The sequence below is a fragment of the Ectopseudomonas khazarica genome (genome assembly GCF_017915135.1).
Lineage (GTDB): Bacteria > Pseudomonadota > Gammaproteobacteria > Pseudomonadales > Pseudomonadaceae > Aquipseudomonas > Aquipseudomonas khazarica.
Genome location: NZ_CP068551.1, coordinates 4,825,763 through 4,852,439, shown reverse-complemented (window position 1 = coordinate 4,852,439; position 26,677 = coordinate 4,825,763). Strand labels below are relative to the sequence as shown.

The 26,677-nt window shown below is 66.5% G+C and carries 25 protein-coding genes; 11 read left to right on the top strand and 14 right to left on the bottom strand.

Annotated features, from left to right (window positions below):
* Positions 1 to 13 precede the first annotated feature (13 nt).
* The 3 genes from JLK41_RS22865 to JLK41_RS22855 all read right to left on the bottom strand — a co-directional run bounded on the left by JLK41_RS22865 (position 14) and on the right by JLK41_RS22855 (position 3,696).
* Positions 14 to 1,087, bottom strand: coding sequence for an ABC transporter substrate-binding protein (locus JLK41_RS22865; RefSeq protein ID WP_210389905.1), 1,074 nt, complete (start codon positions 1,085 to 1,087; stop codon positions 14 to 16).
* Between the two features lie 22 nt (positions 1,088 to 1,109).
* Complete coding sequence (locus tag JLK41_RS22860) at positions 1,110 to 2,228, bottom strand: ABC transporter ATP-binding protein (RefSeq protein WP_047591973.1); 1,119 nt, start codon at positions 2,226 to 2,228, stop codon at positions 1,110 to 1,112.
* Positions 2,229 to 2,496: 268 nt separating this feature from the next.
* Complete coding sequence (locus JLK41_RS22855; protein ID WP_037056478.1) at positions 2,497 to 3,696, bottom strand: class I SAM-dependent rRNA methyltransferase; 1,200 nt, start codon at positions 3,694 to 3,696, stop codon at positions 2,497 to 2,499.
* Positions 3,697 to 3,831: 135 nt separating this feature from the next.
* On the opposite strand from JLK41_RS22855, the gene JLK41_RS22850 reads away from it, so the two are divergent.
* The 5 genes from JLK41_RS22850 (at position 3,832) to JLK41_RS22830 (ending at position 8,612) form a co-directional block, all read left to right on the top strand.
* Complete coding sequence (locus tag JLK41_RS22850; protein ID WP_037056477.1) at positions 3,832 to 4,698, top strand: HDOD domain-containing protein; 867 nt, start codon at positions 3,832 to 3,834, stop codon at positions 4,696 to 4,698.
* A gap of 106 nt (positions 4,699 to 4,804) precedes the next feature.
* Positions 4,805 to 5,617 carry a bifunctional DNA-formamidopyrimidine glycosylase/DNA-(apurinic or apyrimidinic site) lyase gene (gene mutM / locus JLK41_RS22845; RefSeq protein ID WP_037056476.1) on the top strand — a complete coding sequence of 271 codons (813 nt, stop codon included), beginning with the start codon at positions 4,805 to 4,807 and terminating at the stop codon, positions 5,615 to 5,617.
* 74 nt (positions 5,618 to 5,691) lie between these two features.
* Positions 5,692 to 6,270 (top strand): lysophospholipid acyltransferase family protein, encoded by a 579-nt coding sequence (locus JLK41_RS22840; RefSeq protein ID WP_037056475.1) that lies wholly within the window; start codon positions 5,692 to 5,694, stop codon positions 6,268 to 6,270.
* Positions 6,271 to 6,346: 76 nt separating this feature from the next.
* Positions 6,347 to 6,685 carry a hypothetical protein gene (locus JLK41_RS22835; protein ID WP_047584968.1) on the top strand — a complete coding sequence of 113 codons (339 nt, stop codon included), beginning with the start codon at positions 6,347 to 6,349 and terminating at the stop codon, positions 6,683 to 6,685.
* A 94-nt stretch (positions 6,686 to 6,779) separates the two neighbouring features.
* Positions 6,780 to 8,612 (top strand): Na/Pi cotransporter family protein, encoded by a 1,833-nt coding sequence (locus JLK41_RS22830; RefSeq protein ID WP_152489821.1) that lies wholly within the window; start codon positions 6,780 to 6,782, stop codon positions 8,610 to 8,612.
* Positions 8,613 to 8,677: 65 nt separating this feature from the next.
* Here the strand turns inward: JLK41_RS22830 and ggt are convergent, their stop codons facing one another.
* From ggt to JLK41_RS22800, 6 genes are all read right to left on the bottom strand, one after another.
* A complete protein-coding gene (gene ggt, locus JLK41_RS22825; protein ID WP_210389903.1) occupies positions 8,678 to 10,348 on the bottom strand; it encodes a gamma-glutamyltransferase in 1,671 nt (556 codons plus the stop codon).
* Positions 10,349 to 10,460: 112 nt separating this feature from the next.
* Positions 10,461 to 10,712, bottom strand: coding sequence for a YfhL family 4Fe-4S dicluster ferredoxin (locus tag JLK41_RS22820; protein WP_004373873.1), 252 nt, complete (start codon positions 10,710 to 10,712; stop codon positions 10,461 to 10,463).
* Between the two features lie 224 nt (positions 10,713 to 10,936).
* Positions 10,937 to 11,419 carry a pantetheine-phosphate adenylyltransferase gene (coaD, locus tag JLK41_RS22815; protein WP_134676409.1) on the bottom strand — a complete coding sequence of 161 codons (483 nt, stop codon included), beginning with the start codon at positions 11,417 to 11,419 and terminating at the stop codon, positions 10,937 to 10,939.
* A gap of 105 nt (positions 11,420 to 11,524) precedes the next feature.
* Positions 11,525 to 13,123: a GMC family oxidoreductase gene (locus JLK41_RS22810; protein WP_210389901.1), complete on the bottom strand. Its 1,599-nt coding sequence runs from the start codon at positions 13,121 to 13,123 to the stop codon at positions 11,525 to 11,527.
* A 174-nt stretch (positions 13,124 to 13,297) separates the two neighbouring features.
* On the bottom strand, positions 13,298 to 13,843 hold the full coding sequence (locus tag JLK41_RS22805) for a twin-arginine translocation pathway signal protein (protein WP_210389899.1): 546 nt from the start codon (positions 13,841 to 13,843) through the stop codon (positions 13,298 to 13,300).
* A gap of 42 nt (positions 13,844 to 13,885) precedes the next feature.
* Entirely contained in the window at positions 13,886 to 15,316 is a 1,431-nt protein-coding gene (locus JLK41_RS22800; protein ID WP_037056468.1) for a coniferyl aldehyde dehydrogenase, read from the bottom strand.
* 226 nt (positions 15,317 to 15,542) lie between these two features.
* Here JLK41_RS22800 and JLK41_RS22795 point away from each other — a divergent pair, with 226 nt between their 5' ends.
* A complete protein-coding gene (locus tag JLK41_RS22795; RefSeq protein ID WP_037056465.1) occupies positions 15,543 to 16,202 on the top strand; it encodes a TetR/AcrR family transcriptional regulator in 660 nt (219 codons plus the stop codon).
* Between the two features lie 73 nt (positions 16,203 to 16,275).
* Here the strand turns inward: JLK41_RS22795 and JLK41_RS22790 are convergent, their stop codons facing one another.
* The 4 genes from JLK41_RS22790 to JLK41_RS22775 form a co-directional block, all read right to left on the bottom strand.
* On the bottom strand, positions 16,276 to 17,256 hold the full coding sequence (locus JLK41_RS22790; protein ID WP_175252693.1) for a hydrolase: 981 nt from the start codon (positions 17,254 to 17,256) through the stop codon (positions 16,276 to 16,278).
* Between the two features lie 144 nt (positions 17,257 to 17,400).
* Complete coding sequence (rsmD, locus tag JLK41_RS22785) at positions 17,401 to 18,006, bottom strand: 16S rRNA (guanine(966)-N(2))-methyltransferase RsmD (protein WP_210389897.1); 606 nt, start codon at positions 18,004 to 18,006, stop codon at positions 17,401 to 17,403.
* Complete coding sequence (locus tag JLK41_RS22780; RefSeq protein ID WP_210389895.1) at positions 18,006 to 19,466, bottom strand: M16 family metallopeptidase; 1,461 nt, start codon at positions 19,464 to 19,466, stop codon at positions 18,006 to 18,008. Before JLK41_RS22780 ends, rsmD begins: the two co-directional genes overlap by 1 nt.
* Positions 19,456 to 20,829 (bottom strand): M16 family metallopeptidase, encoded by a 1,374-nt coding sequence (locus JLK41_RS22775; protein ID WP_210389894.1) that lies wholly within the window; start codon positions 20,827 to 20,829, stop codon positions 19,456 to 19,458. The genes JLK41_RS22780 and JLK41_RS22775 overlap by 11 nt, the downstream gene beginning before the upstream one ends.
* Positions 20,830 to 20,971: 142 nt before the next feature.
* Between JLK41_RS22775 and ftsY the strand changes: the two genes are divergently transcribed.
* The 5 genes from ftsY to JLK41_RS22750 all read left to right on the top strand — a co-directional run bounded on the left by ftsY (position 20,972) and on the right by JLK41_RS22750 (position 25,709).
* Positions 20,972 to 22,360, top strand: a complete 1,389-nt coding sequence (gene ftsY, locus JLK41_RS22770; protein WP_210389892.1) for a signal recognition particle-docking protein FtsY — start codon at positions 20,972 to 20,974, stop codon at positions 22,358 to 22,360.
* Positions 22,357 to 23,025 (top strand): cell division ATP-binding protein FtsE, encoded by a 669-nt coding sequence (ftsE, locus tag JLK41_RS22765; protein ID WP_037056449.1) that lies wholly within the window; start codon positions 22,357 to 22,359, stop codon positions 23,023 to 23,025. Before ftsY ends, ftsE begins: the two co-directional genes overlap by 4 nt.
* Positions 23,025 to 24,041: a permease-like cell division protein FtsX gene (gene ftsX / locus JLK41_RS22760; protein WP_037056447.1), complete on the top strand. Its 1,017-nt coding sequence runs from the start codon at positions 23,025 to 23,027 to the stop codon at positions 24,039 to 24,041. The genes ftsE and ftsX overlap by 1 nt, the downstream gene beginning before the upstream one ends.
* Before the next feature lie 143 nt (positions 24,042 to 24,184).
* Entirely contained in the window at positions 24,185 to 25,039 is an 855-nt protein-coding gene (rpoH, locus tag JLK41_RS22755; RefSeq protein ID WP_037056445.1) for an RNA polymerase sigma factor RpoH, read from the top strand.
* Between the two features lie 61 nt (positions 25,040 to 25,100).
* Positions 25,101 to 25,709: a hypothetical protein gene (locus JLK41_RS22750; protein ID WP_210389890.1), complete on the top strand. Its 609-nt coding sequence runs from the start codon at positions 25,101 to 25,103 to the stop codon at positions 25,707 to 25,709.
* Positions 25,710 to 25,715: 6 nt separating this feature from the next.
* Here JLK41_RS22750 and mtgA read toward each other — a convergent pair whose 3' ends face one another.
* On the bottom strand, positions 25,716 to 26,444 hold the full coding sequence (gene mtgA / locus JLK41_RS22745) for a monofunctional biosynthetic peptidoglycan transglycosylase (RefSeq protein WP_210389888.1): 729 nt from the start codon (positions 26,442 to 26,444) through the stop codon (positions 25,716 to 25,718).
* Between the last annotated feature and the right edge of the window lie 233 nt (positions 26,445 to 26,677).

The window sequence follows — 26,677 nt, the reverse complement described above, 5'->3', positions numbered from 1 at the left end:
CAGGGGCTGGCGCTTACTTCAGCAGCCACTCGTTGAACTTCTCGCCCAGCGACTCACCGTAGTCGGCCCAGAACTCGGAGCCGGCCTGGATGCCCTGATCCAGGTGCGCGGTCGGCAGGTGCGGCGCGGCGCTCTGGTCAGCCAGCGGCATGGACGACTTGCGGGTCGGGCCATAGGCCACGTCCGGCATGCCGGCCAGCGGCTTGGAACCGGTGGCGAACTTGATGAACTCCATGGCCAGGTCCTTCTTCTTCGAACCCTTGACGATGGCCCAGGCGTCGAGGTCGTAGACGTGGCCATCCCAGACGATCTCGAAGGGTTTCTTCTCCTGCACGATGGCGTCGTAGAAGCGGCCGTTGGCCGACTGCACCAGCACCGCGCCGCCGTCGTTGAGCAGTTGCGGCGCCTGCGACCAGGAATCGAACCAGACGATGTCCTTCTTGATGCTGTCGAGCTTGGCGAAGGCGCGTTGCTGGCCTTCCGGCGTCGCCAGCACTTCGTAGACGTCCTTCGGTGCCACGCCATCCGCCATCAGCGCCCACTCCATGTTCACCTGCGGGCGTTTGCGCATGGCGCGCTTGCCGGGAATCTTGCCGGTGTCGAAGAAGTCGCCGATGCTCGTGGCCTTGGTGCCACCGATGGTGTTGTCGTTGTAGGCGAACACCACCGACCAGACGATGTTGCCCACCGCGCACTCGCTGGCGAGGGCTTCCGGGATGAAGTCCTGGTCGGCCGGGGTGCCGTCGATGCCGGCCGGCAGCACGCTGTGGTCGACGGTCTCCAGCAGGCCTTCGGAGCAGGCGCGCTCGAGGTCGATCACCTCGAAGTCGACCACATCCCACTGGATGTTGCCGGACTCGACCTGAGCCTTGATCTCGGCGACACCGCCGGAGTAGTCCTCGAACAGTACCTTGACCCCGGACTCGGCCTGGTAGGGATCGATGACGTGCTTCTTCTGCGCCGCCCCGTAGGCACCGCCCCAGGACACCACGGTGAGGCTGTCCTGGGCGGTGGCGTTGCCGGCGGTGAGCCCCAGTGCCGCCACCAGGGCGAAGGTGGAAACGCTGGTAGTCAGTGATCTAGCCATTGCTGTGCTCCATTTGCTTCTACTAGTTGTGGGTGGGGACTGCAGATCGATCCAGCGCCTGGCTGTCTTCCGGCAGCCAGGTCAGGGCGACCTCTTCCTGAGTGCTCAGTTGCGGGGCTGAACTGTCGTTCAGGTTCTTCACCACCAGCTCGCTGCCGCTGGCGGTCTCGAAGTGGTAGCGAATGTATTCGCCGACGTAGTGGCGGGTGATGAAGCGCGCCTTGACCTGGTTACCACCGCCGCCGAGGCGGTCGATGAAACTGAGCTTCTCCGGGCGCACGGACACCGTGGTGGCCTGGCCGACCTCGCTGCAGTTGGCCTTGAGCGTGCTGACCAGGCCGCCGTCGTCGAGGCGCACCTGCACGCGATCGTCAGCGACCGCCTCGATCACCCCGGACAGTTTGTTGCTCTCGCCGATGAAGTCGGCGACGAACAGGTTGGCCGGGCGCTCGTACAGCACGTGGGGGGCTGCGCACTGCTGCACCACGCCGTTGTTGAACACGGCGATGCGGTCGCTCATGGTCAGTGCTTCGGTCTGGTCGTGGGTCACGTAGATCACGGTGAAACCGAGCTGCTCATGCAGGCGCTTGATCTCGTACTGCATCTGCTCGCGCAGCTTCTTGTCCAGCGCGCCGAGCGGCTCGTCCATCAGCACGATGTCCGGCGCGAAGATCAGCGCGCGGGCCAGTGCCACGCGCTGGCGCTGGCCGCCGGAGAGCTGGCCGGGATAGCGGCCGCCGAAGGCCTGCAGCTCGACCAGGGCCAGGTACTGCTCGACCTTGGCGCGAATCTCGTCCTTGGGCAGCTTGCGGATCTTCAGCGGGTAGGCGAGGTTCTCGCGGATGGTCATGTGCGGGAACAGCGCGTACTGCTGGAAGACCATGCCGATGTTGCGGTCGTAGGGCGCGATGCTGGTGACGTTGCGGCCGTTGATCAGGATCTCGCCGCTGGTCACGTCTTCGAAACCGGCGAGCATCATCAGGCAGGTGGTCTTGCCCGATCCGGAAGGGCCGAGCAGGGTGATGAACTCGCCCTTGGCCACGTTGAGGTTGAAGTCCTTGACCACCAGGGTCTTGTGATCGTAGGTCTTCTTGACGTTGGTGAATCGCAGGAACGCTTCGTTCCCAGCTTGCGCAGTCATAGTCCTCCCCATTGCCCGCAATATGGAGCCAGCTCGTGACCGAGGCTCCAACACCTGAGTCGATTCGTCCCTGTCGTGTGGGGCGATCGTTATGTCGATAACCAAAAGCAATAAGCAAGCCAGCCGATGAACGGTCATCTGCTAGCGCTCTGCCATGCAGGTTGAAGACTAGCTCAGGCAGCGCAACACGCGAGGAAGGTGTGGGGAGAGGTAACAGCGTGGGGAGGAGGGGGCACCTGCCGAAACGCACTCGGCAGGTGCAGGTTGCTCAACTGTTGGGCAGCAGGCGAACGGTCAGGCTCTTGATGTAGCGGGTCTCGGCGATGGCCAGGTGCACCGGGTGGTCGGGCCCCTGGGCGCCGCGCTCGAGCAGCTGGATATTGCGATCCAGGTGGCGTGCGCTGGTCAGCAGGATGTTCTGCAGGTGGTCTTCGTCGAGGTGCATCGAGCAACTGGCGCTGACCAGGATGCCGTCCTTGTTGAGCATGCGCATGGCCGTTTCGTTGAGGCGGCGATAGGCGGCCTCGCCGTTCTTGATGTCCTTCTTGCGCTTGATGAAGGCGGGCGGGTCGGCGATCACCACGTCGAAGCGTTCTTCGGCGGCCTTCAGTTCACGCAGGGCGGCGAAGGCATCGCCCTCGACGCAGGTGACGTTCTCGCCCACGCCGTTGAGTGCGGCGTTGCGCTCGACACCGTCGAGGGCGAACCCCGAGGCGTCGACGCAGAACACTTCGCTGGCGCCGAAGGCGGCGGCCTGCACGCCCCAGCCGCCGATGTAGCTGAACAGGTCGAGCACGCGCTTGCCCTTCACGTAGGGCGCCAGGCGCGCGCGGTTCATGCGGTGGTCGTAGAACCAGCCGGTTTTCTGCCCGTCGATCACCGGGGCTTCGAACTTCACCCCGTTCTCTTCCAGCGCGACCCACTCCGGCACCTCGCCGTAGACGGTCTCGACGTAGCGCTGCAGGCCTTCGGCGTCACGCGCGCTGGAGTCGTTCTTGAACAGGATGCCGCTGGGCTTGAGCACCTGGATCAGCGCGGCGACGACGTCGTCCTTGTGCGCTTCCATGGTCGCCGAGGCCAGTTGCACCACGAGGATGTCGAAGAAACGGTCGACCACCAGGCCCGGCAGCAGGTCGGAGTCGCCGTAGACCAGGCGGTAGCAGGGTTTGTCGAACAGGCGCTCGCGCAGGCTCAGGGCGACGTTGAGGCGATGCACCAGCAGCGACTTGTCCAGCACGTGCTTGACGTCGCGCGACAGCAGGCGGGCGCAGATCAGGTTGTTCGGGCTCATCGCGACGATGCCCAGCGGCTTGCCGCCGGCCGCTTCGAGGATGGCCTGGTCGCCGGCGGCGAACCCGTGCAGCGGGGTGGCGGCGACGTCGATCTCGTTGCTGTAGACCCACAGGTGGCCGGCGCGCAGGCGTCGGTCGGCGTTGGCTTTCAGGCGCAGGCTGGGCAGGGAGGGCATGAGTTCGGGCTCCGCAGATAAAAGAGCGGAATTATAGCGGGTTGCGCCTGCGCCCGCTGTTTACAAAAGTCTGCTGCTGGCCGAGTCGGGCTTTGGCTAAACTGTGGCGTACTTCTCACTTCGTACGTGCGTACCATGGCCTTCGAACTCTCCGCCGAACAGATCCAGCAAGCCCTGCAGGGCATCAGTGTGCCGCCGCAGCCGCAGATCATGGTGGATCTGCAGATGGAGCAGATCATGCCCAACCCCGATCTGCGCACCATCGCCAAGCTGATCAGCCAGGACCCGGGGCTGTCCGGTGCGCTGCTGAAGATCGTCAACTCGGCGCATTTCGGCCTGTCCAACCGCATCGCCTCGATCCAGCAGGCGGTCAACCTGCTCGGTTGCAACACGGTGATCAATCTGATCAACGCGCAATCGATCAAGGGCGAGCTGACCGATGAGGCGATTCTGGTGCTCAACCGCTTCTGGGACAGTGCCCAGGACGTGGCCATGACCTGCCTGACGCTGGCCAAGCGCCTCGGCTACCAGTCGCCCGACGAGGCCTACAGCCTGGGTCTGTTCCACGATTGCGGCATCCCGTTGATGCTCAAGCGCTTCCCCAACTACATGGAAGTGCTGGAGGAGGCCTACGCCAGTGCCAGCGACGAACGCCGGGTGGTGGATACCGAGAACCGCATGCTCACCACCAACCATGCCGTGGTGGGTTACTTCACCGCACGCTCCTGGCGCTTGCCGGAGCACCTCTGCGAAGTCATCGCCAACCACCACAACGCGCTGTCGATCTTCAGCGACGAATCCTCGCGCGATGCGCAGCTCAAGACGCTGCTGGGCATCCTCAAGATGGCCGAGCACATCTGCGAGTCGCACCGTGTGCTTGGCGGGCAGGCCGTCGACCTGGAGTGGCAGTACATCTCGCAGCCAATCCTGGAATACGTGGGCCTGTCCGAGTACGACTTCGAGAACCTGCGCGAGAGCATTCGCGACCTGGCGGTGATGTAGCCAGGCGCGCCATGGCGGGCGGGCAGCGCCGCTCGCCGTGGCGCGCTACCGTTCTGCCTGTCGCTCCTGCTAAGGTGGCGCACCGCCGTTGTCCTGTCCTGCTGCCATGCCCGAACTGCCAGAAGTCGAAACCACCCGTCGCGGCATTGCGCCGTACCTCGAAGGCCAGCGCGTCACGCGCGTCATCGTGCGCGAGCGCCGTCTGCGCTGGCCCATCCCCGAAGACCTGGACGTGCGGCTGTCCGGCCAGCGCATCGAGTGCGTCGAGCGGCGCGCCAAGTACCTGCTGATCAAGGCCGAAGTCGGCAGCCTGATCAGCCACCTGGGCATGTCAGGCAGCTTGCGCCTGGTCGAGTGCGGCCTGGCCGCGGCCAAGCACGAGCACGTGGATATCGAGCTGGAGTCGGGCCTGGCCCTGCGTTACACCGACCCGCGTCGTTTCGGCGCGCTGCTGTGGAGCGACGACCCGTTGCGCCACGAGCTGCTCAGCAAGCTCGGCCCCGAACCGCTGGGCGGTCTGTTCGACGGTGAGCGCCTGTTCCAGCTTTCACGCGGGCGCAGCATGGCGGTCAAGCCCTTCATCATGGACAACGCCGTGGTGGTCGGGGTGGGCAACATCTACGCCACCGAGGCCCTGTTCGCCGCCGGTATCGATCCACGGCGCGAGGCCGGGGCGATCTCGCGGGCGCGCTACCTGCGCCTGGCCGAGGAGATCAAGCGCATTCTCGCCCACGCCATCGAGCGTGGCGGCACCACCCTGCGTGACTTCGTCGGCGGCGACGGCCAGCCTGGCTACTTCCAGCAGGAGCTGTTCGCCTACGGGCGCGCTGGCGAGTTCTGCAAGGTCTGTGGCAGCACCCTGCGCGAGGTGAAACTGGGCCAGCGCGCCAGCGTGTACTGCCCCAAGTGTCAGCGCTGAGACGCTGACGGCGGCCCGCCGGATAGCCTGCGGCGGGTAGCCTGATACCCAGAACAAGAACAAGAGGTCGATCGATGTCCGCTAACTACCTGCCGCCCAACCCGGCTGCCGAATGGCTGGGACGCAGCGTGCTGAAACTCCTGGGCTGGCGTATCGAGGGGGCGCTGCCGAAACTCGACAAGTTCGTCGCCATCGGTGCCCACCACACGTCCAACTGGGACTTCGTGATCTTCATCGCACTGAAATTCGTGCTGCGCCTCAACGCCCGCTGGTTCGGCAAGCACAGCATCTTTCGCTGGCCGTTCGGTGGCCTGATGCGCGCCTGGGGCGGTATCGCCATCCGCCGCGAGCGCCAGCTGAACACCGTCGAGCAGGCCGTACAGGCCTTTCGCGAGCATGACGAGTTCATCCTGGTGCTCTCGCCCGAGGGCACGCGCAAGAAGGTCGAACGCTGGAAGATGGGCTTCTACCACATCGCCCAAGGGGCTGGCGTACCCATCGTCCTGGCGGCGCTGGATTACCAGCATCGCCGCGTGGTGATCGGCCCGACCTTTCAGCCCAGCGGCGACGAAAAGGCCGATCTGGCAGCCATGCTGGCGTTCTTCCGGCCTTATGTACCGAAAAAGCCGGAGTACGCGTTTCATGGCGATTGACGTCCGTCACGCTGACAATTGCCAATGGGCTGTTATAGTTACTGGCACTTTCCCGAAAAACCTGAAGGATCGATCCATGAAAGCGTTCCGCACAACCGCTGCTGTCCTGGCGCTGACCTCTGGCCTGCTGGCGCTGCCGGCGCAGGCGGAAGTGGTTCAGCAGAACGTCAGCGGCGACCCGATCTACTCCGTGGAAGCCCCGAAGGGCTATGCCATGGTCGGTGACCTGGTCATCGCCCGCCCGCTGCTGATCGGCGCCACCGCCATCGGCGCCGCGGCCTTCATCGTCAGCCTGCCGTTCACCGCACTGGGCGGCAACGTCGGTGAAGCCGCACAGTCCCTGGTGGTCGAGCCGGGCAAAGAGGCGTTCGTACGCTGCCTCGGCTGCACCAGCAGTGGCTACAAGCGCGACTGAACCGCTTTAGGCTCCTGTACGCGGCCCCTCGCCTCGGTTTCGAGGCGAGGGGCCGTTTGCGTTTGTACACCGCTAAAAGGATGGAACGGTGCCGATGAAGTACCTGCGCTGGGTGATGCTGTGTCTGCTGGTCGTGGGCTTGATCGCCTCGTTCTGGTTCAGCCAGGGGTGGTTGCAGTTGTGCGCCGGCCTGGCGGTGTTTCTGTTCGGCATGCAGTGCCTGGAGGAGGGCCTGCGCCAACTGGCCGGCAGCAAGCTGGAGCAGATCCTCGCGCGCAGCACCTCCACGTCTTTCAAGAGCCTGTTGTTCGGCATCGGTGGCACGCTGCTGCTGCAGTCCAGCACCCTGGTGTCGCTGCTCACCATCGCCTTCATCAGCACCGGGCTGATCCAGCTGGCCGGCGGCATCGCCATCCTGTTCGGCGCCAACCTGGGCGCCACCAGCGGCATCTGGCTGCTGGCGCTGGCCGGGCAGAACCTCAGCCTCAGTCCCCTGGCGCTGCCGCTGCTGGTCTTCGGCGTGCTGGCCGGTTTCTTCGGCACCCGGAGCAAGGCGGCAGGGCGCATCGTGCTGGGCATTGCCTTCATCTTCCTCGGTATCGACCAGATCAAGGACGGCTTCGCCAGTTTCGGTGACCTGGACATGACCGGCATGCAGGCGGGCGGGCTGGCAGGCGCACTGCTGTTCACGGCCATCGGCATGGCCATCACCGTGGTGCTGCAGTCCAGCCACGCGACCCTGATGCTGACACTGGCGGCCCTGGCCAGTGGTCAGCTGGAGCTGGGGCAGAGCCTGGCCATCGCCATCGGCTCGAATGTCGGCAGCAGCGTGACCACGGCGTTCGTCGGCTCCCTGGGCGGCAACCGCAGCGGCCAGCGCCTGGCCCTGGCCCATGTGCTGTTCAACATCACCACCGGGACACTGGCGTTCTGCCTGCTCGGGCCGTTGACCTGGTTGGTGCACGCTCTGGCCGAACCGCTGGGGCTGGGTGACAACAGCCTGATCCAGCTGGCGATGTTCCACACCCTCTTCAACGCCATGGGCGTCGCCCTGTTCTGGCCATTGCAGGAGCGCCTGGCGCGCGTCCTGATTCGCTGGTTGCCGGAACGCGCCGAGCCTCAGGTACTGATCACCGAGCTGCTGCCCGAGCAGGTCGTCGAGCCCCAGCGCACCCAGGCCCGCTACCTCAGCGAGCGCGCACTGGACTCGGTCGAGGCCGCTTCCGGGGCCGTGGTGCAGGAGCTGGGGCACCTCGGGCGCCTGAGCCTGGAGGTGATCTGCCACGCCCTCTACCTGCCCGTGGACCAGCTGGCGCGCTCGCGGGCCGACGAGCAGCTGCTGCAGGCCAAGCCCTCGCACGCCGGCTTCGATGCCGAACACCTCTACCAGTTTCATATCAAGGGCGTTTACGGCGACCTGCTGAGCTTCATGGGGCGCATGGAACTGCCGATGGACGAGGCGCACCAGCAGTTCTGGGTGAGCTGTCAGCTGGCCGCGTTGCAACTGGTGGATGCGGTCAAGGATGCCAAGCACCTGCAGAAGAACCTGGGGCACTACCTCGATGCGCCGCCATCGGCGGTGCGCGATGCCTACGTGGAACTGCGGCGCCACCTGCTGACGACCCTGCATGAGGTGCGCGAACTGGCGCGCAGCGATCTGCCCGAGGATGTCTGGCAGTCACGCCTGCGCTGGCTCGACGAGCAGGCGGCGGGTTTCGATGCGGGCTTCCGCCAGCGGCTGTTCGCCGATGTGCGCAGCGGACGCCTGGATGGCCTGCAGACCAGCTCGCTGATGAACGACCTGGGCTATGCCAGCCGCATCTTCCAGAGCCTGCGCAACGTGCTCATGCTTGGCAGCGAGCAGGCGCTGTTCCGCGAGCTGCGCCAGTTCGGCGACGAGCAGGAAAGCCTGATCAAGCTCTCGTAGCGGCCCGCCCCTCGCACAGCGCATGGGCTCCGTGCGAGGGGCTTCAGTCGCGCTGGCGCCTGCGCTTACTCGCTCGCCGGCACCAGCGCCTCACCGATCCCGCGCGGGTCGCTGGCCGCCTGGACGGCGCCACTCACCTTGTTCCAGAACAGCACTTGCTGGTTGCCGTACTGCCGGTCCAGGCGCTTGAGCTGGTAGCCGCGTTTCTGCAGCTCGGCGATCTGCTCGGCGCTGAAGGTGTCCGGCTCGTGCTCGATCACATCGGGCAGGAACTGGTGGTGGTAGCGGGCCACGGCCGGCCAGCGCTCGATGGGCTGATCGTCCAGGTACTCCAGCATCGACAGCAGCACCATGCTGGGGATGCGGCTGCCGCCGGGGGTGCCGAAGGCGGTGAATTCGTCGTTGCTCTCGAGGAAGCTCGGGCTCATCGAGGACAGCGGGCGCTTGCCGCCGGCGATCGCGTTGACCTCGCTGCCGGCCAGGCCATAGGCATTCGAGCCCTGCACGTCGGCGGCGAAATCGTCCATTTCATCGTTGAGCAACACGCCCGTGCCGGGCACGGTGAAGGCGGCGCCGAACGGCAGGTTGACCGACAGGGTGGCGGCAACCGAGTTGCCCTGTGCGTCGAGTACGGCGAAGTGCGTGGTGTGGTCGCCTTCATGCCAGGTGCCGGCCGGTGGCAGGGCGGAGCTCGGTGTGGCCTGCTCAGGGTCGATGCTGCCGGCCAGCACGGCGAGGTGGCCGGGCGAGAGCATCTCCTGCAGCGGGTTCTTGACGAAATCCGGGTCGCCCAGCAGGGCGCGATCACGGTACGCCCGGCGCAGGGCCTCGACCACGTAGTGCACGCGCTGCACCGGTTCGGCCTCCTGCCAGGGCAGTTGCTGGAGTATCGCCAGGCTCTGGGCCAGCGCCACGCCGCCTGCCGAGGGGGGCGGCGCGCTGATCAGCTCGTGGCCGTCCTCGAGGCGAAAGCGCAGCGGCTCGCGGCGCGCCACGCGGTACTCGCGCAGGTCGTCGAGCGTCCAGATACCGCCGGCCTGGCGTACGCCTGCGGCGAGGCGCTCGGCAATCGGGCCCTGGTAGAAACCGGCGCGGCCGTGATCGGCCAGGGCCTGGAGGGTGACGGCCAGGTCCGCCTGGCGCAGCAGCTGGCCTTCGGCGGGCACTTCGCCCTGGTCGAGGAACAGCTTCGCGCTTTCCGCATCGTCACGCAGCGCGGCCAGGCGCCAGGTGGCCCGTTCGCGGTAGACGCGGTCCACGGCAAAGCCTTCCCTGGCCAGGCGAATGGCCGGTGCCAGGCTGGTTTTCAGCGGCAGGCGCCCGTGATGCTCGGCCAGCTCCACCAGGGCGGCCGGCAAGCCGGGAATGGCGGCGGCCAGTGCGCCATTGAGCGACAGCTCGCGCTGCACCTTGCCGTCACGCACGTAGAGGTCCGCCTTGGCCTCCAGCGGCGCCCGTTCGCGTGCATCGATGAAGTCGTAGCGGGGCGTGTCGCCTGCGCTGCGCAGGAGGAAGAAACCACCGCCGCCCAGGCCGGAGCCGTAGGGTTCGACCACGGCCAGCGCAGCGCTGGCGGCGACGGCAGCATCGAAGGCGTTGCCGCCGGCGTCGAGTATCTGCTTGGCGGCCGCGGTGGCGGCCGGGTGAGCGGTGGCAATGGCGGGCTGGTGCGGTGCTGCCTGGGCCAGCAGGCTGGCGCCGAGCAGCAGGGTCGATAGCAGGAGGTTGCGCAACATGCGATCTACCGGGGCGGCTGAAGGAGGCTGCAAGCTTAGCAGCCCTGGCCTGGCGATGGGCGATGCGCAGCCGCCACGGACGGCCTGTCGCCTCCCGGGCGGGGAGGAGGGATCAGGCCTTGCCGGTGATGATGCGGTACTTCTGCATCAGCTCATCCTTGCTCTCGACGTTGTTCTCGTCGAGCGGGATGCAGTCGACCGGGCACACCTGCTGGCACTGGGGCTCGTCGTAGTGACCGACGCACTCGGTGCACAGGTTGGGATCGATCACGTAGATCTCCTCACCCTGGGAAATGGCGCCGTTGGGGCACTCGGGTTCGCAGACGTCGCAGTTGATGCAGTCGTCGGTGATGATCAGGGACATGAAAACAACTCCTGTCGAGGCGACGCCGCGACACTGGCAGACAACGATGAGGCGAATTGTGCCGGATCGCTGCGTCTTGTGCCATTAGCTCGGCCGGTTGGGCGCTTGGCGTCCCTCTTCCGTTTACAGGAGAGGGGCGGGGGAGAGGGTAGGGAACGTGGCGCCGCTTTGCCCCTCTCTCATGAATGGGAGAGGGGCATCCGACAGGCGTGAACGGCCGGCGCTTATTGCTTGCGGAAGCGCTCGTTCAGGGCGTCGGCGACGGCCGGATGGACGAACTTGCTGATGTCGCCACCGAGCGCGGCGATCTCGCGGACCAGGGTCGAGGAGATGAAGGAGTACTTTTCCGACGGGGTCAGGAACAGGCTCTCGACATCCGGCGCCAGTTGCCGGTTCATGTTGGCCAGCTGGAACTCATACTCGAAGTCCGACACGGCGCGCAGGCCGCGCAGGAACACGTTGGCACCCTGTTCCTTGACGAAGTGCGCAAGCAGGCTGGAGAAGCCCACGACTTCCACGTTGGGCAGGTGGCTGGTGACCTCGCGGGCCAGCTCCACGCGTTGTTCCAGCGGGAACAGCGGGTTCTTCTTGGGGCTGGCGGCGACGGCGATGATGACGTGATCGAACAGGCGCGCAGCGCGTTCGACCAGATCACCGTGGCCCTTGGTGATGGGGTCGAAGGTGCCGGGGTATAACACTCGATTCATCGGGACGTCCTGGCGGGTCGAAAAGGAGTCGGATGGTAGCGCAGCGCATCCCGGCGGCCAAGCCGCAGGGATGCGCCGTCTGTTCCTGACTCAGGGGCGGTGCGTCTAGCTCGGGCTTTTCAGGCGCTCGGCCAGGAGCGTCGCCAGTTTCGCCGTGAGCCCGTAGATCGACAGCTGCGGGTTGGCACCGATGCTGGTGGGGAACAGCGAGCCGTCATGGACCGACAGGTTGGCCAGCTGGTGGTGCCGGCCGAGGCTGTCCACCACCGCCGTCTGCGGGTCTTCACCCATGGCGCAGCCGCCCATCACGTGGGCGCTGCCCAGGCGCGTGCGGTACAGCGCCAGGTCGAGGTTTTCGATCATCTCCCGGGCCTCGCGCCAGGTGCTGACGAAGCGCGCATCGGCATGGGTCGGCATCACCGCCTTGGCGCCGGCGGCGAACTGGATCTCGGCCATGGTCAGGAAGGCCCGGCGCACACCGTCCCAGGTGTAGTCGGTCATCTGGTAGTCGAGCACCGGGCTGCCGTCGCCGCGCAGTTCCACGCGCCCTTCGGCGCTGTCCGGGTGGAAGCCGTCACGCAGCAGGGCGAGCATCACGTTGGTGTAGGGCAACTGCTCCATGCGCAGGGCATTCTCGCGGCCGAATTCGCCGAGCAGGGTGCTGGTCAACGCCGGTTGCAGCGGCGGCACTTCCAGTTTGTAGGACAGGCGCCCGGTGGTGCCGTCGTCCCACTGGAAGTGATCGGAATAGAGCGACTGGGGCGCGCCGTAGAAGGGGTTGATCACCTGCTCGAACTGCGCGGTGGAGAAGTTCACCAGGTGCAGGTAGGTACGGCGGCCGATGCGCTGGTGCGGGTCCGGCGCTGCGGAACGCAGCAGGATGCCGGGGGTGTTGATGCCGCCGCCGGCCAGCACGTAGTGCCGCGCCTTGACGCGGATGCGCTTGCCGTTGGGCGCCACGCAGCGCGCATCCATGCCCAGGCAGTCGAGGCCGACCACCTGATCGCCTTCGATCACCAGCTTGTCGGCGCGGGCCAGGTAGAGCAGCTCGCCGCCTGCCTCGAGGGTAGCGGGGATGGTGGTGACCAGCATCGACTGCTTGGCGTTGGTCGGGCAGCCCATGCCGCAGTAGCCGAGGTTCCAGCAGCCGCGCACGTTGCGCGGGATCACCGCCCAGTGATAGCCGAGCTTGTCGCAACCGGTGCGGATCACCTCGTTGTTGGCATTCGGCGGTACCACCCAGGGTGCTACCCCCAGGCGCTGCTCCATCTTCTCGAACCAGGGCGCCATCGACTCGACGTCATGGCCTTGCACGCCATGGGCTTCGGCCCAGTGCGCCAGGGTCTGCGCGGGCGTGCGGAAACTGCTGGTCCAGTTGATCAGCGTGGTGCCCCCGACGGCGCGGCCTTGCAGGATGGTGACGGCGCCATCCTTGCTCATGCGACCGATGCCCTCCTGATAGAGCGTCGGGTAGGCCTCGGCTTCCTGCATCTTGAAGTCATCGCTGGTCTTCAGCGGGCCTTCTTCGATCAGCAGCACCTTGTAGCCGGCGGCGCTGAGGATCTCCGCCGTGGTCCCGCCGCCGGCACCGCTGCCGACGATGGCGACATCCGCCTCCAGCGTCAGGTCGTTTTCCAGACGCGAGCCATCATGGGTTTTCCAGCCTTTGGCCAGGCCTTGCTTGAACAAATCGGGTACGGGCATCGTTTTTCCTCGGGGCACCGAAACCTGCTGTGCGATCCGCGTGCGGCGTCAGCTCCTCGCCCGTGACTTGGCGTACTTCAGTACGGCCTCGCCACGTGCTGCGAGCCTTCCTTGCACTCGAATCGCTCGCTGCGGTTTCAGAGGCATCATTCTGATAATGGCGGTTGGCTGAATTCAGACGGTGGGCGGGCCGGGATAGCCGCAGTGCACCCAGGACTCCGGCCGGCCATACCAGGCCATCATCACCAGTTGCAGCAGCGAGGCATGGCCCATGCGCAACAGGCTCAGGCTGCTGTTCTGCCAGCGTTCGAGGAAGTGCCGCACATCGTCGGCACTGGCGTTCTCCCAGCTGCCCCAGATCCCGGTCAGCGGGCCGCGGGTGATGGTCAGTGCCAGCACGTCGAACAGCTGCACGGTGAGCTTCTGCATCTCTGGGGAGAAGTGCGCCAGGCCGTTGTCGATGCTGCGCAAGGTGCCCTCGACGGCCTGCGGCATGCGTTCGCTGGCGACGGCGCCGTCGAGCATGACCGGGATCAGTGCCTTGAGAAACGGCAGGTCGCTGCTGCGCAGGATCAGGTAGCCGCTGGCCGGCGTGCCGGCCGAGCAACCGCTGAGCGTGGCGGTGAGTCCGGCCGTGCCGAGCAGCGCCGTGCCCATCAGGCCGACCTTGAGCAGGCTGCGCCGCGACAGCTGCGGCGCGTCTGGAGTGGTGTCGTTCATTGTTGTTATCACCAGGCGTAGAGCGGGCCGGGCCCGCGTTGATCAGCGCACGAACAGTTTGTAGACCAGCTTCTGGATCGACTTGCCATAGGGCGGGTAGATCAGGCGCGCCGCGTTGAAGCGTTGCTTGATGAACACCCCCTTGGCCTTGCTGAACGTCAGGAACCCTTCGTGGCCGTGGTAGTGGCCCATGCCCGACGGGCCGATGCCGCCGAACGGCATGTCGTCCTGGGCCACGTGCAGCAGGGTGTCGTTCAGGCACACGCCACCGGAATGGGTTTCGTGCAGCACGCGCTGCTGCTCGTGCTTGTCGTAGCCGAAGTAGTACAGCGCCAGCGGACGGGGCCGCGCGTTGACGTAGGCGAAGGCATCTTCCAGGCGGTCGTATGGCACCACCGGCAGCAGCGGGCCGAAGATCTCGTCCTGCATCAGCTTCATCTCGTCGTTGACGTCCAGTACCAGGCTCTGCGGCAGGCGCCGGCCCTGGGCTTCGGGGTAGAGCGGGACGATGCGTGCGCCCTTGGCCTCGGCGTCCTGCAGGTAGCCGTTGAGGCGTGCCAGCTGGCGCTCGTTGATGATCGCCGTGTAGTCCGGGTTGTCCTGCAGCTGCGGGTAGAAGCGCTGCACCACCTCGCGGTAGGCGCTGACGAAGCCTTCGATGCGGTCACGCGGTACCAGCACATAGTCCGGGGCCACGCAGGTCTGTCCGGCGTTGAGGGTCTTGCCGAAGGCGATGCGCTCGGCGGCGTCTGCCAGCGGCACCTCGGCCGATACGATGGCCGGCGACTTGCCGCCCAGCTCCAGGGTCACCGGGGTGAGGTTTTCCGCGGCAGCACGCATCACGTGCTTGCCGATGCTGGTGGCGCCGGTGAACAGCAGGTGGTCGAACGGCAACCTGGAGAAGGCCACGCCCACCTCGGCCTCGCCCAGGGCGACGCTGACCAGGTCCTCGGGGAAGATGCGCGCCAGCAGGTCCTTGATCAGTTGCGAGGTGGCCGGGGTGGACTCGCTCATCTTGATCATCACCCGGTTGCCGGCGGCCAGGGCGGCGGTCAACGGGCCGATGGCCAGGAACAGCGGGTAGTTCCACGGCACGATGATGCCGGCCACGCCCAGTGGCTGGTAGATGACCTTGGCCGAGGCCGGCAAGAACTGCATGCCGACGCTGCGGCGCGACGGCTTCATCCACTTGCGGATGCGCCGGGTCGCGTAGTCGATGCCATGCAGGCTCGGCATCAGCTCGGCGAGCAAGGTCTCGTCAGCGGAACGGTTGCTGAAGTCTTCGGAGATCGCCGCGACCAGGGCGTCCTGCTGCTGGACCAGCAGCTCGCGCAGGGTCTTGAGCCACTGGATGCGCTGCTCGGCTGACGGCATGGGGTTGGCGCCGAAGGCAGAGCGTTGCAGGGCAAAGGTGTTTTCCAGCTGGTTGATCTGCTGTTGGCTGTGCTGCAGGTAGGCGATGTCGGCGACCATGGGGATTCTCCTCGACGTTCCAGCTGGGCGTGGTTGCACGCTCCGATTCGACTGAACTGGATTTTTAGAGCAATTACTCTAATGTGTCAAATAGGATGCCGCGTGACGCTGTCCGCTGCACCCTAACCAAAGGTCAGCGAAAGCCTGCCGGTTGCACCGGGGGTAACACTTCGCCGGTTTCTGCCTGTACCTTTGCCTCTTTTCGACGTCGAGACCGAGCTGCGAGATGGCGCCACCCAAGACCCGCGATCGCATCGTTGCCGAGAGCCTGGCCCTGTTCAACAGCCAGGGCGAGCGCAATGTCACCACCAACCACATCGCCGCGCACCTGGGGATTTCGCCGGGCAATCTGTATTACCACTTTCGCAACAAGCAGGTGATCATCGCCGAGCTGTTCGCCCAGTACGAAGCCCAGGTCGACAGCTTTCTGCGCCTGCCCGAGCAGCGCGCGCTGACGGTGGACGACAAGACCTTCTATCTGGAGGCGCTGCTGGCGGCGATGTGGCACTACCGCTTCCTGCATCGCGACCTGGAGCACCTGCTGGAGTCCGACGCCGAGCTGGCCGAGCGTTACCGCGCCTTCGCCCGGCGTTGCCTGGTTGGCGCGCAGTCCATCTACCAGGGGTTCGTCGACGCCGGCATCCTGCTGATGACCCCGGCGCAGATCGAGGCGCTGACGCTCAACAGCTGGATCATCATGACCTCCTGGGTGCGCTTTCTCTGCACCGCTGGCGCCAACCCGGACAACCTCAGCCAGGACATGCTGCGCCGTGGCATCTATCAGGTGCTGGCGCTGGAAGGCGGCTACATAGCGCCCTCCGCACGCGAGGCGGTCGAGGCGCTGTACGGTCGTCTGCATGTGCCGCTGGAGCAGGTGCTGGGCTGATTGCCACTCGTCTCCGGTCTCGGCAGGAGGGGCTACGTCTGCGCATGCCGCGCAGGGGCGGCGCCGGTCGCGATCATTCGAGGCTCGCCAGCCACTGTGGGATACGCCGCTCCAGGTAATACACCGGCTTGCGCGGGCTGCCTTCGACGAAGCCGACATGGCCGCCCCTGGCGTGCAGTTCGAACTCGGTGCCGGGCGCCAGCTCGCTGGCTTCGGGCAGGCTGTGGCGGAAGATGAAAGGGTCGTCCGCGGCCTGGATCAGCAGGGCAGGGGTGCGGATCGCGCCGAGGTAGAAACGGCTCGACGCGCGGCGGTAGTAGTCGTGGGCGTCGGCGAAGCCATGCAGCGGCGCGGTGATACGGCCGTCGAAGTCCCAGAAGGTGCGCATGCCGTCCAGCGGTCCCAGCCGTTCCAGTACCGACAGGCGCTCGCCCTGGCCCTGCTCGGCGAACAGGCGCTGCTTGTTGTTCACGTAGGCGACCATCTCGCGCATGAAGTGCGCCTGGTACACCCGCGAGAAGCCCAGGCCGATGCGGTCCGCGCACTGGTCCAGGCGAAACGGCACGGACACCGCCACGGCGCCGCGCAACAGGCTCTGCGCGCCGCTTTCCCCCAGGTACTTGAGCAGCACGTTGCCACCCAGCGAGTAGCCGACCGCATACAGCGCTGCCATCGGCCGTTGCGCACGCAGATGGGCCACTGTCGCGGCCAGGTCCTCGCTGGCCCCGGAGTGGTAGCCGCGTGGCAGCAGGTTGGGTTCGCCTGAGCAGCCGCGCCAGTTCAGCGCCACGCTGGCCCAGCCGCGTGCAGCCAGGGTCTGCTGCAGGCCCAGCACGTACAGTGAGTCGGAGCTGCCGGTCAGGCCGTGCAGCACCAGTACCAGCGGCGCGTGGGCGTCGTGCGGGCCATGCCAGTCGAGGTCGAGGAAGTCGCCGTCGTCCAGCCACAGACGCTCACGCCGGCGCTGCAATTGCGGCGGCTTGCGGCAGAAGGGGTTCCACAGCGTCTGCAGGTGCGGGCCGGGGAGCCACCAGGCGGGCTGGAAGGGCGTCATGGAACTGTCCTGTCGGGGGATGGTGTTTTTACCCATATACCGCCGTGTTGGTGGATGTAAAAGGCAACATCCACCCTGCATGGCGTTCAGCGTGGCCTGGTCGGGTGGATGGCGCTTGCCTCGCCAGCACTCACACCAGGCAGGTCACTGTGCGCTGCGTTGCCACAGCGCATAGTGCACCTGGCCGGTGTGTTTCTCGCGGTGCAGGCGCCAATTGCCGGGCAGGCCCAGGGTCGAGGGCGCCGTCTCGCTTTCGGTATAGATCCAGGCGTCAGCGGCCAGCCAGCCCTGCGTTTCCAGCAGCGTGCAGGCAGCTTGCAGCAGGTCCTTGTGGAACGGCGGGTCGAGCAGGACGATGTCGAAGCATCGCGGGGCCGGGCGCGCCAGCAGCTGCAGGGCATCGCCCAGCTGGATCTCGCCGGCGCTGCACTGCAGGGTCGCCAGGTGTCCGCGCAGGGCGTTCACCGACGCCGGGTTGAGATCGCAGGCCAGGCCGCTGGCGGCGCCACGCGACAGCGCTTCGAGCAGCAGGGCGCCGCTGCCGGCGAAGGGGTCGAGCACGTGGGCGCCCTCGACATAGGGTGCCAGCCAGTTGAACAGGGTCTCGCGCACCCGGTCCGGGGTCGGGCGCAGGCCCGGCCCGTCGGGAAAGGCGAAGCGCCGCGAGCGCCACTCGCCGCCGATGATGCGCAACTGGCCCTGGCCGCCATGGGCATTGCCGGGCGCCTTCTGCGGGGTACGGCCGCGCATCAGTGCGGCACCGTGCTGGGCAGCTCGCTGGGGCGCTCGGTGGGCGGCGGCAGTTCCTTCTGCGGCACGCTCGGGCCGGCAGTGACCACCACCAGCGCGGCGGGGTCGAGGTGCCTGGCCATCGCGGCCTTCACCTGCTCGGTGGTCAGACCCTGCACGTCACGCATGAAGTCGTCCAGGTAGCTCAGCGGCAGGTCATAGAAGCCCATCGAGGCCAGTTGCCCGACGATGTCGGCGTTGCTCGCGGTGGACAGCGGGAAGCTGCCGGCCAGCTCGCGCTTGGCGTTGTCCAGTTCCTGCTGGGTCGGGCCCTCGCGCAGGTAGTCGGCGAGCAGCTGTTTGACCAGCGCCAGGGTGCCTTCGCTGAGTTCGGCGCGGGTCTGCAGGTTGATCATGAACGGCCCGCGCGCCTGCATGGCGCTGAAGCCGGAATAGACACCGTAGGTCAGGCCGCGTTTTTCGCGCACTTCGCTCATCAGGCGGGTGCCGAAGCCACCGCCGCCGAAGATCTGGTTGCCCAGGTACAGGGCGGCGTAGTCCGGATCGCGGCGGTCGATGCCGAGCTGGGCCAGCATCAGGTGCGTCTGGTTGGACGGGTACTCGATGTGGCTGCTGCCGGGCTTGGGCGTTTGCGGCTGGGCGATCGCGGCCAGCGCCGGACCCTGCGGCAGGGCGGCGGAGACCTGGCTGGCGATGGCTTCGGCCTCGCTGCGCGACAGGTCGCCGACCAGGGCGATCACCGCGTTGCCAGGGGTGTATGCGCGGGCGTGGAAGGCCTGCAGCTGCTGGCGGGTGATCGCCGGGATCGACTGCGGCGTGCCATCGCTCGGGTGTGCATAGGGATGCTTGCCGTACAGGTGCTCGAACAGTTCCAGGCTGGCCAGCTTGCCGGGGTTCTGCTTCTGGTACTCGAAGCCGGCGAGCAGCTGGTTCTTGATGCGCGCCAGCGAGTCGGCCGGGAAGGTCGGCTTGCCCAGCACCTGGCTGAACAGCGCCAGGGCCGGCTCGCGCTGCTCGCGGGCGCTGAGGCTGCGCAGGCTGGCCACGGCCATGTCGCGGTAGGAGCCGTTGCCGAAGTCGGCACCGAGGCCCTCGAAGCCGGCGGCGATGGCGCCGACATCCTTGCCTGGCACGCCCTCGTTGAGCATGGCATTGGTCAGGGCCGCCAGGCCCGGCACGTCGCCATCCTGGCTGCTGCCAGCGGCGAAGGTCAGGCGCAGGTCGAACATCGGTAGCTCATGGGCTTCGACGAACAGCACCTTGGCGCCTTGCGCGGTGTTCCAGGTCTGGATGTCCAGCGTGCGCCGGGTCGGTGCCTGGTTGTCGAGGGCCGCCAGTGATTGCAGCTTGGCGCCTTCGCCGGTGGCTGCCGGCGTGCCGACGACGCTGCAGGCACCCAGTGCCAGGGCGGTGGACAGGGCCAGGCCGAGCAGGCCCAGGCGGCGGTGCTCAGTCTTCATGACGGGACTCCTGGTTACGGGACGCTTCGGGCAGGACGTGGGCGACGCTCAGGCGGTCGTGGACGAAGAAGGTGCGGGCAGCCTGCTGGATGTCGGCCGGGGTCACGGCTTCCAGCTCGGCCAGTTCCTGGTCGATCAGCTTCCAGGACAGGCCGACGGTCTCCAGCTGGCCGATGCTGGTGGCCTGGCTGGTGATCGAATCGCGCTCATAGACCAGGCCGGCTATGACCTGGGCGCGCACCCGGGCCAGCTCGGCGGCGGATGGCGGCGTCTTCTTCAGTGCTTCCAGCTCGCGCCACAGGCCCGCTTCGGCCTGCTCCAGGGTCTTGCCTTTCTGCACGTTGGGCGTGGCCGTGAGGACGAACAGGCTGTCGCCACGGGTGAAGGCGTTGTACCAGGCGCTGGCGCCGGAGACGAGTTCCTCGCCACGTTCCAGGCGTGTGGACAGGCGTGCGCTGTAGCCGCCGTCGAGCAGGGCCGCCGCCAGGCGCAGGGCGTAGACCTGGCGCGGCGTCGCGGTGGTGGCCAGGCTGGGCACGTTGAAGCCCATCATCAGGTTCGGCAGTTGGGTCTTGAGGTAGAGCGTGGTGCGTCGTTCGCCGGCGGCCTGCAGCTCCAGCGGCAGCTTGGCCTTGGGCACCTCGCGGCGCGGGATGGCGGCGAAGTAGCGCTGGGCCAGGCTCTTCACCTGATCGACGCTGACGTCGCCGACCACCACCAGGGTGGCGTTGTTCGGCGCGTACCACTGGCGGTACCAGGCGCGCAGTTCGTCGATGTGCATGCGCTCCAGGTCTGCCATCCAGCCGATGGTGGGGATGCTGTAGCCGCTGGCCGGGTAGGCCATGGCCTTGAACAGCTCGAAGGCCTTGGACGAGGGACGGTCGTCGGTGCGCAGGCGGCGTTCCTCCTTGATCACCTCGATTTCCTTGTCGAACTCGTTGGCCGGCAGCTGCAGGCTGGCCAGACGGTCGGCCTCCAGCTCCAGCGCCACGCCCAGACGGTCGCTGGCCAGGACCTGGTAGTAGGCGGTGTAGTCGTCGCTGGTGAAGGCGTTCTCTTCCGCCCCCAGGTCGCGCAGCACCTGCGAGGCCTCGCCCGGGCCGAGCTTGGCGCTGCCCTTGAACATCATGTGCTCCAGGGCATGGGACAGGCCGGTGGAGCCAGGCGTCTCGTAGCTGGAACCGACCTTGTACCAGAGCTGGGAGACCACCACGGGGGCGCGGTGGTCTTCGCGCACGATGACCTTGAGGCCATTGTCGAGACTGAATTCGTGGGTGGGTTGAGCGGGTGAGGCGAAGGCCACCATTGGCGCGCAAAGGGCGCCGAACAGCAGGCCGAGGGAACGGCGGGCAATGGCATTCATCGAGAGTCTGACCTGTCGGATAGCCTGGGCGGTCGTACCGCCAGCGGGCGAAGAGGTGCTAGGATACCCCATCCTTTTCCGGGGCGGCGCAGCAAGGCTTTGCAGCCTGTGAGCGAACGCTCCCTTGAGATGCAAGCGACCCATGTTTGGTTCCAATGACGACAAGAAGTCGCCGGCCGATGCCGGCGCGCAGAACCCGCCTGTGACCGAAGAAAAGAAATCCCTGTTCAGCTGGTGGCGCAAGAAGCCCGCCGCGTCGACGCCTGAGTCGGCGCCCGAGCCTGTGCCGGGCGTGGCTGACGAGGCCGCGAATGTGCCTGCCGCCGGGGTGCAGGAGACGCCTGCGCCGCGCCTCGACACACTCCCCGAGCCGCAGCCCGAGGCCCCGGCGCCTGTCGTCGGAGCCGCGCCGGTGGTGCCGAGTCCTGCTCCGGCACCTGCCCCGGTTGTCGAGGCGGCGCCGAGCCCGGCTGCTGTCCCGGTCGCCGAGCCCGCGCCGAACTCGGCCATCGCGGCAGTGCCCGAGCCGGTCGCAGTCGCCGAACCGGCTGCAGCGGAAGTGCAGGCGCCCGCCGCGCCGGTTGCTGCCACCCAGGACAAGCCGGGCTTCTTCGCTCGCCTCAAACAGGGCCTGTCCAAGACCAGCGCCAGCCTGGGCGAGGGCATGGCCAGCCTGTTCCTTGGCAAGAAGGCCATCGACGACGACCTGCTCGACGACCTGGAAACCCGCCTGCTCACCGCCGACGTCGGCGTCGAGGCGACCACCGCGATCATCGGCAACCTGACCAAGCGCGTGGCGCGCAAGGAGCTGGCCGACAGCGGCGCGCTGTACAAGGCGCTGCAGGAAGAGCTGGTGACCCTGCTCAAGCCGGTCGAACAACCGCTACAGATCGACAGTGCCAAGCAGCCCTACGTGATCCTCGTGGTCGGCGTGAACGGCGTCGGCAAGACCACCACCATCGGCAAGCTGGCCAAGAAGCTGCAGCTCGACGGCAAGAAGGTCATGCTCGCCGCTGGCGATACCTTCCGCGCCGCTGCCGTGGAGCAGCTGCAGGTCTGGGGTGAGCGCAACAACATCGCGGTGATCGCCCAGCACACCGGTGCCGACTCGGCTTCGGTGATCTTCGACGCGGTCCAGGCGGCCAAGTCGCGTGGCGTCGACGTGCTGATCGCCGACACCGCCGGGCGCCTGCACACCAAGGACAACCTGATGGAAGAGCTGAAGAAGGTCCGTCGGGTGATCGGTAAGCTGGACGACACGGCGCCGCACGAAGTGCTGCTGGTGCTCGACGCCGGCACCGGACAGAACGCCATCAGCCAGGCCAAGCAGTTCAATCAGACTGTGAACCTCACCGGTCTGGCGTTGACCAAGCTCGACGGCACTGCCAAGGGCGGGGTCATCTTCGCCCTGGCCAAGCAGTTCGGCCTGCCGATCCGCTACATCGGCGTGGGTGAAGGCATCGACGACCTGCGCCCGTTCCAGGCCCAGGACTTCGTCCAGGCACTCTTCGAGGAGCGTGAACGCGGATGATCCGATTCGAGCAGGTCGCCAAGCGTTATCCCAATGGCCATGTCGGGCTGCACGAACTGACCTTCCGCGTTCGCCCCGGCGAGTTTCTCTTCGTCACCGGCCACTCCGGCGCCGGCAAGAGCACGCTGCTGCGCCTGCTGCTGGCGATGGAACGGCCCACCAGCGGCAAGCTGCTGCTGGCCGGGCAGGACCTGTCGACCATCACCAACGCGCAGATTCCCTTCCTGCGCCGACAGATCGGTGTGGTGTTCCAGAACCACCAGCTGCTGTTCGACCGCACGGTGTACGACAACGTCGCCCTGCCGCTGCAGATTCTCGGCTTGTCCAAGCCCGACATCGCCAGGCGCGTCGGCTCGGCGCTGGAGCGGGTCAGCCTCAGCGACAAGGCCGCCCAGGCACCGGGTGACCTGTCCACCGGTCAGCAGCAGCGCGTCGGCATCGCCCGCGCCATCGTCCATCGCCCGGCACTGCTGCTGGCGGACGAACCCACCGGCAACCTCGACCCGCGCCTGGCCGCCGAGATCATGGGCGTGTTCGAAGACATCAATCAGCTGGGCACCACGGTGCTGATCGCCAGCCACGACCTGGCGCTGATCGCGCGCATGCGCCAGCGCATGCTCACCCTGCAACGTGGCCGCCTGATCGGCGATGGGGAGGCAGCCTGATGAGCGCGTCGAAGATGCCCACGCCGCAACCGGCCGAACGCGTCGGCGCGGCGCCGCGCAACAAGGTGGCGGCCCGTCCGGCGGACGAGCCGGATTTCCGTACCCTGTTCCACGCCTGGCTGGAAAGCCACCGCGCCAGCATCGTCGACAGCCTGCGCCGCCTGGCGCGCCAGCCCATCGGCAGTTTCTTCACCTGCCTGGTGATGGCCGTGGCGCTGAGCATGCCCATGGGCTTGTCGCTGCTGCTGGACAACGTCGAGAAACTCGGCGGCTCCTGGCAGCGTGCGGCGCAGATTTCCCTGTTCCTCGAGCTGTCCGCCAGTGAGCGTGAAGGCGAGGCGCTGCGCGAGCAGATCACGGCGATGGACGATGTCGCCGACGTCGAGTGGATCAGTCGTGAGCAGGCGCTGGAAGAGTTCCAGCAGCTTTCCGGCCTCGGTCAGGCGCTCAAGGAGCTGCCGGAGAACCCGTTGCCGGGTGTGGTGCTGGTCACGCCCAAGGAGGTCGACAAGGCCAAGCTGGAAGCCCTGCGCCAGCGCCTGGCCGAACTGCCCAAGGTGGAACAGGCGCAGCTGGACCTGGTCTGGGTCGAACGCCTGACCGCGATTCTCAAGCTGGGCGACCGCTTCGTCTTCGGCCTCAGCGTGCTGCTGATCCTGGCGCTGCTGCTGGTGATCGGCAACACCATCCGCCTGCACATCGAGAACCGCCGCGCCGAGATCGAAGTGATCAAGCTGGTCGGCGGCACCGACGGTTACGTGCGTCGCCCCTTCCTCTACATGGGCGCGCTGTACGGTTTCGGTGCCGGTGTCTTCGCCTGGCTGCTGCTGGCCTTCGGGCTGGATTGGCTGAACGATGCTGTAGTACGTTTGGCCGGCCTTTACGGTAGCGATTTCGCGCTGGGTGGCGTACCTTCGGGCGACGGCTTTTCGCTGCTGCTGGGCGCCGTGCTGTTGGGCTATATTGGCGCCTGGCTGGCGGTAGCGCGGCATCTGAACGAGCTGGCACCGCGTTGATGGGCTTGCCCGGCAAGCTGAACGCCAGCTGACAAGTCATTGTTTTGGTTGATATTGACTATCTGTCAGGGAACTTATCCACAGGCCCTGCATCAGATAGCGCAGTGCTACACTGCACGAGTTTCGTGAATCGGAGGATTCGAATGTCCACTTCCTTGCAACCTGTTCATGCTCTGGTTCCAGGCGCCAACCTGGAAGCATACGTGCATGCGGTCAACAGCATTCCGCTGCTGACGCCCGAGCAGGAGCGTGAACTGGCCGAAAATCTCTACTACCAGCAGGATCTCGAGGCCGCCCGCCAGATGGTGCTGGCCCACCTGCGTTTCGTGGTGCACATCGCGCGCAGCTACTCCGGTTACGGTCTGGCCCAGGCCGACCTGATCCAGGAGGGCAACGTCGGCCTGATGAAGGCGGTCAAGCGCTTCAACCCGGAAATGGGCGTGCGCCTGGTGTCCTTCGCCGTGCACTGGATCCGTGCGGAAATCCACGAGTTCATCCTGAAGAACTGGCGCATCGTCAAAGTGGCCACCACCAAGGCCCAACGCAAGCTGTTCTTCAACCTGCGCAGCCAGAAGAAGCGTCTGGCCTGGCTGAACAACGATGAAGTGACCGCCGTGGCCGAGAGCCTGGGCGTCGAGCCGCACGAAGTGCGCGAGATGGAAAGCCGCCTGACCGGTCAGGACATGGCCTTCGATCCGGCCGCCGATGCCGACGACGACAGCGCCTACCAGTCGCCCGCGCACTATCTGGAAGACCATCGCTACGACCCGGCCCGCCAGCTCGAGGACGCCGACTGGAGCGACAGCTCCAGCAGCAACCTGCACGAAGCGCTGGAAAGCCTGGACGAGCGCAGCCGTGACATTCTCTACCAGCGCTGGCTGGCCGAGGAGAAGGCGACGCTGCATGACCTGGCCGCCAAGTACAATGTGTCGGCCGAGCGTATTCGCCAGCTGGAGAAGAACGCCATGAACAAGCTCAAGGGCTGTATCGCCGCCTGAGCCTGTCGAGCCAACGAGAAGCCGCACCTGGGTGCGGCTTTTTTCTGCCTGGAGCCATCGTGTGAACAAGCCACCCCTGAGAGCACAGCACGGGCTCCTGTTCATCGTCGTGGCCGTGCTGTTCTTCGCCTGGGGCGCCTGGCTGATGCGCAACACCGAGGTCCAGCCGGTTGCCAACCTGCAGACCTGGCGCGACGCGTTCCTGCAGCCTCTGGCGGACGATCATCTGCAACTGGCGGACCTGCAGCGTCTGGCCCCCGGCGAGCTGTGGCTGGAACCGCGCCTGGATGGTGCGCGTCTGAGCTACCGTGCCAGGCTTCAGGGAGAGGAGGGTGAATGGTCGCTGCAGGCCGTGCTGGCGTTGAGCGACAGCCAGCGTGACAGCCTGATGGCGGCGCAAGGGTTGCGCCCGGGCGACGCCGAGCAGGTATTGCCCGCTGTGCTCGTCGAGCAGATGGCGCGTTTCTCCATCGCCAGTCTGAACCTTGGCGCCCCGTCGTCACTGGCCAGCGAACGCCTGGCTGCCAGCCTGGGGCAGCCGCGTCTCAGCCTGGAGCTGGCAGAGGGACAAGCCTGGATCTACCCGCAGTGGGGGCTGACGGTGCACCTGCGTGGTGACGACATCGCGCTGCTGCATGCGCTGCCGCGCAAGGCCTTTCGCAGCCGCTAGGGCGCTTTACAGCCAGCCTGGCCACCAGTGCGGATACCTGGGCTTGAGCTGGTTGAGGTAGTGGCCGCCCCCCAGCTGGTTCATCTGCTGGCGGATCCAGGCGGAGCGACGCAGGATGTAGCCATCCGGGCGGCCCGCGCTCCAGCGCAGCGGGTTGGGCAGCACGGCGGCCAGTTGGCTGGCCTGCTGGCGATTAAGGTAGGGCGCGCCGACGCCGAAGTGCTGCTGCGCGGCGGCCTCGGCGCCGAAGACGCCGTCACCCCATTCCACGCTGTTGAGGTACACCTCGAGAATGCGCTCTTTCGACCAGAGCAGCTCGATCAGCGCGGTGAACCAGGCTTCCAGGCCCTTGCGCAGCCAGCTGCGGCCGGACCAGAGGAACAGATTCTTCGCCACCTGCTGACTCAGCGTGCTGGCGCCGCGCAACGAGCCGCCATTCTGGTTGTGCTGCAGGGCGGCCTGGATGGCGCCGAGATCGAAGCCCCAGTGGTTGGCGAACTTCTGGTCTTCCGCGGCGATCACCGCCATCTTCAGGCTGTCCGGCAGCTCGTTCCATGGCCGCCACTGGCGCTTGAGTTCGAGGGGCTGCTCGCTGCCCCAGGACTCGATCTTGCGTTCGATCATCAGGGCCGTGCCGGGTGGCGGCACCCAGCGCAGGGCGAGCACCAGCAGCACGCTGGCCAGGATCAGCCAGAGCAGGAGTTTCAGCAGGCGGCGGGTCAGTGCTCGGAGCATGAGGCTTCGCAGTTATGAAATCAGCCGCTATTAAAACAAAAAATCGCCGGGAGCGATTTTTGACGTCGCTCCGCGACGGCCCGAAGGGTCGCCGCCAGGGATGGCAGGCCACAAAAAATCGCCTGGAGCGATTTTTGACGTCGCCCCGCGACGGCCCGAAGGGTCGCCGCCAGGGATGGCAGGCAACAAAAAGCGCTGGAGGACCCCCAACGCGCACAGGATCAGCCGCGGGT

Coding starts and splice junctions, on each gene's coding strand:
- JLK41_RS22835 (WP_047584968.1), top strand. CDS start 6,347: ATGAAAGCGTTCCGCACAACCGCTGCTGTCCTGGCGCTGACCTCTGGC.
- JLK41_RS22805 (WP_210389899.1), bottom strand. CDS start 13,843: ATGAACGACACCACTCCAGACGCGCCGCAGCTGTCGCGGCGCAGCCTG.
- JLK41_RS22790 (WP_175252693.1), bottom strand. CDS start 17,256: ATGACGCCCTTCCAGCCCGCCTGGTGGCTCCCCGGCCCGCACCTGCAG.
- JLK41_RS22850 (WP_037056477.1), top strand. CDS start 3,832: ATGGCCTTCGAACTCTCCGCCGAACAGATCCAGCAAGCCCTGCAGGGC.
- ftsE (WP_037056449.1), top strand. CDS start 22,357: ATGATCCGATTCGAGCAGGTCGCCAAGCGTTATCCCAATGGCCATGTC.
- mutM (WP_037056476.1), top strand. CDS start 4,805: ATGCCCGAACTGCCAGAAGTCGAAACCACCCGTCGCGGCATTGCGCCG.
- JLK41_RS22775 (WP_210389894.1), bottom strand. CDS start 20,829: ATGAATGCCATTGCCCGCCGTTCCCTCGGCCTGCTGTTCGGCGCCCTT.
- rpoH (WP_037056445.1), top strand. CDS start 24,185: ATGTCCACTTCCTTGCAACCTGTTCATGCTCTGGTTCCAGGCGCCAAC.
- JLK41_RS22795 (WP_037056465.1), top strand. CDS start 15,543: ATGGCGCCACCCAAGACCCGCGATCGCATCGTTGCCGAGAGCCTGGCC.
- JLK41_RS22860 (WP_047591973.1), bottom strand. CDS start 2,228: ATGACTGCGCAAGCTGGGAACGAAGCGTTCCTGCGATTCACCAACGTC.
- JLK41_RS22810 (WP_210389901.1), bottom strand. CDS start 13,123: ATGCCCGTACCCGATTTGTTCAAGCAAGGCCTGGCCAAAGGCTGGAAA.
- JLK41_RS22780 (WP_210389895.1), bottom strand. CDS start 19,466: ATGAAGACTGAGCACCGCCGCCTGGGCCTGCTCGGCCTGGCCCTGTCC.
- mtgA (WP_210389888.1), bottom strand. CDS start 26,444: ATGCTCCGAGCACTGACCCGCCGCCTGCTGAAACTCCTGCTCTGGCTG.
- JLK41_RS22800 (WP_037056468.1), bottom strand. CDS start 15,316: ATGGTCGCCGACATCGCCTACCTGCAGCACAGCCAACAGCAGATCAAC.
- ggt (WP_210389903.1), bottom strand. CDS start 10,348: ATGTTGCGCAACCTCCTGCTATCGACCCTGCTGCTCGGCGCCAGCCTG.
- JLK41_RS22865 (WP_210389905.1), bottom strand. CDS start 1,087: ATGGCTAGATCACTGACTACCAGCGTTTCCACCTTCGCCCTGGTGGCG.
- JLK41_RS22820 (WP_004373873.1), bottom strand. CDS start 10,712: ATGTCCCTGATCATCACCGACGACTGCATCAACTGCGACGTCTGCGAA.
- rsmD (WP_210389897.1), bottom strand. CDS start 18,006: ATGCGCGGCCGTACCCCGCAGAAGGCGCCCGGCAATGCCCATGGCGGC.
- JLK41_RS22830 (WP_152489821.1), top strand. CDS start 6,780: ATGAAGTACCTGCGCTGGGTGATGCTGTGTCTGCTGGTCGTGGGCTTG.
- coaD (WP_134676409.1), bottom strand. CDS start 11,419: ATGAATCGAGTGTTATACCCCGGCACCTTCGACCCCATCACCAAGGGC.
- ftsX (WP_037056447.1), top strand. CDS start 23,025: ATGAGCGCGTCGAAGATGCCCACGCCGCAACCGGCCGAACGCGTCGGC.
- JLK41_RS22840 (WP_037056475.1), top strand. CDS start 5,692: ATGTCCGCTAACTACCTGCCGCCCAACCCGGCTGCCGAATGGCTGGGA.
- ftsY (WP_210389892.1), top strand. CDS start 20,972: ATGTTTGGTTCCAATGACGACAAGAAGTCGCCGGCCGATGCCGGCGCG.
- JLK41_RS22855 (WP_037056478.1), bottom strand. CDS start 3,696: ATGCCCTCCCTGCCCAGCCTGCGCCTGAAAGCCAACGCCGACCGACGC.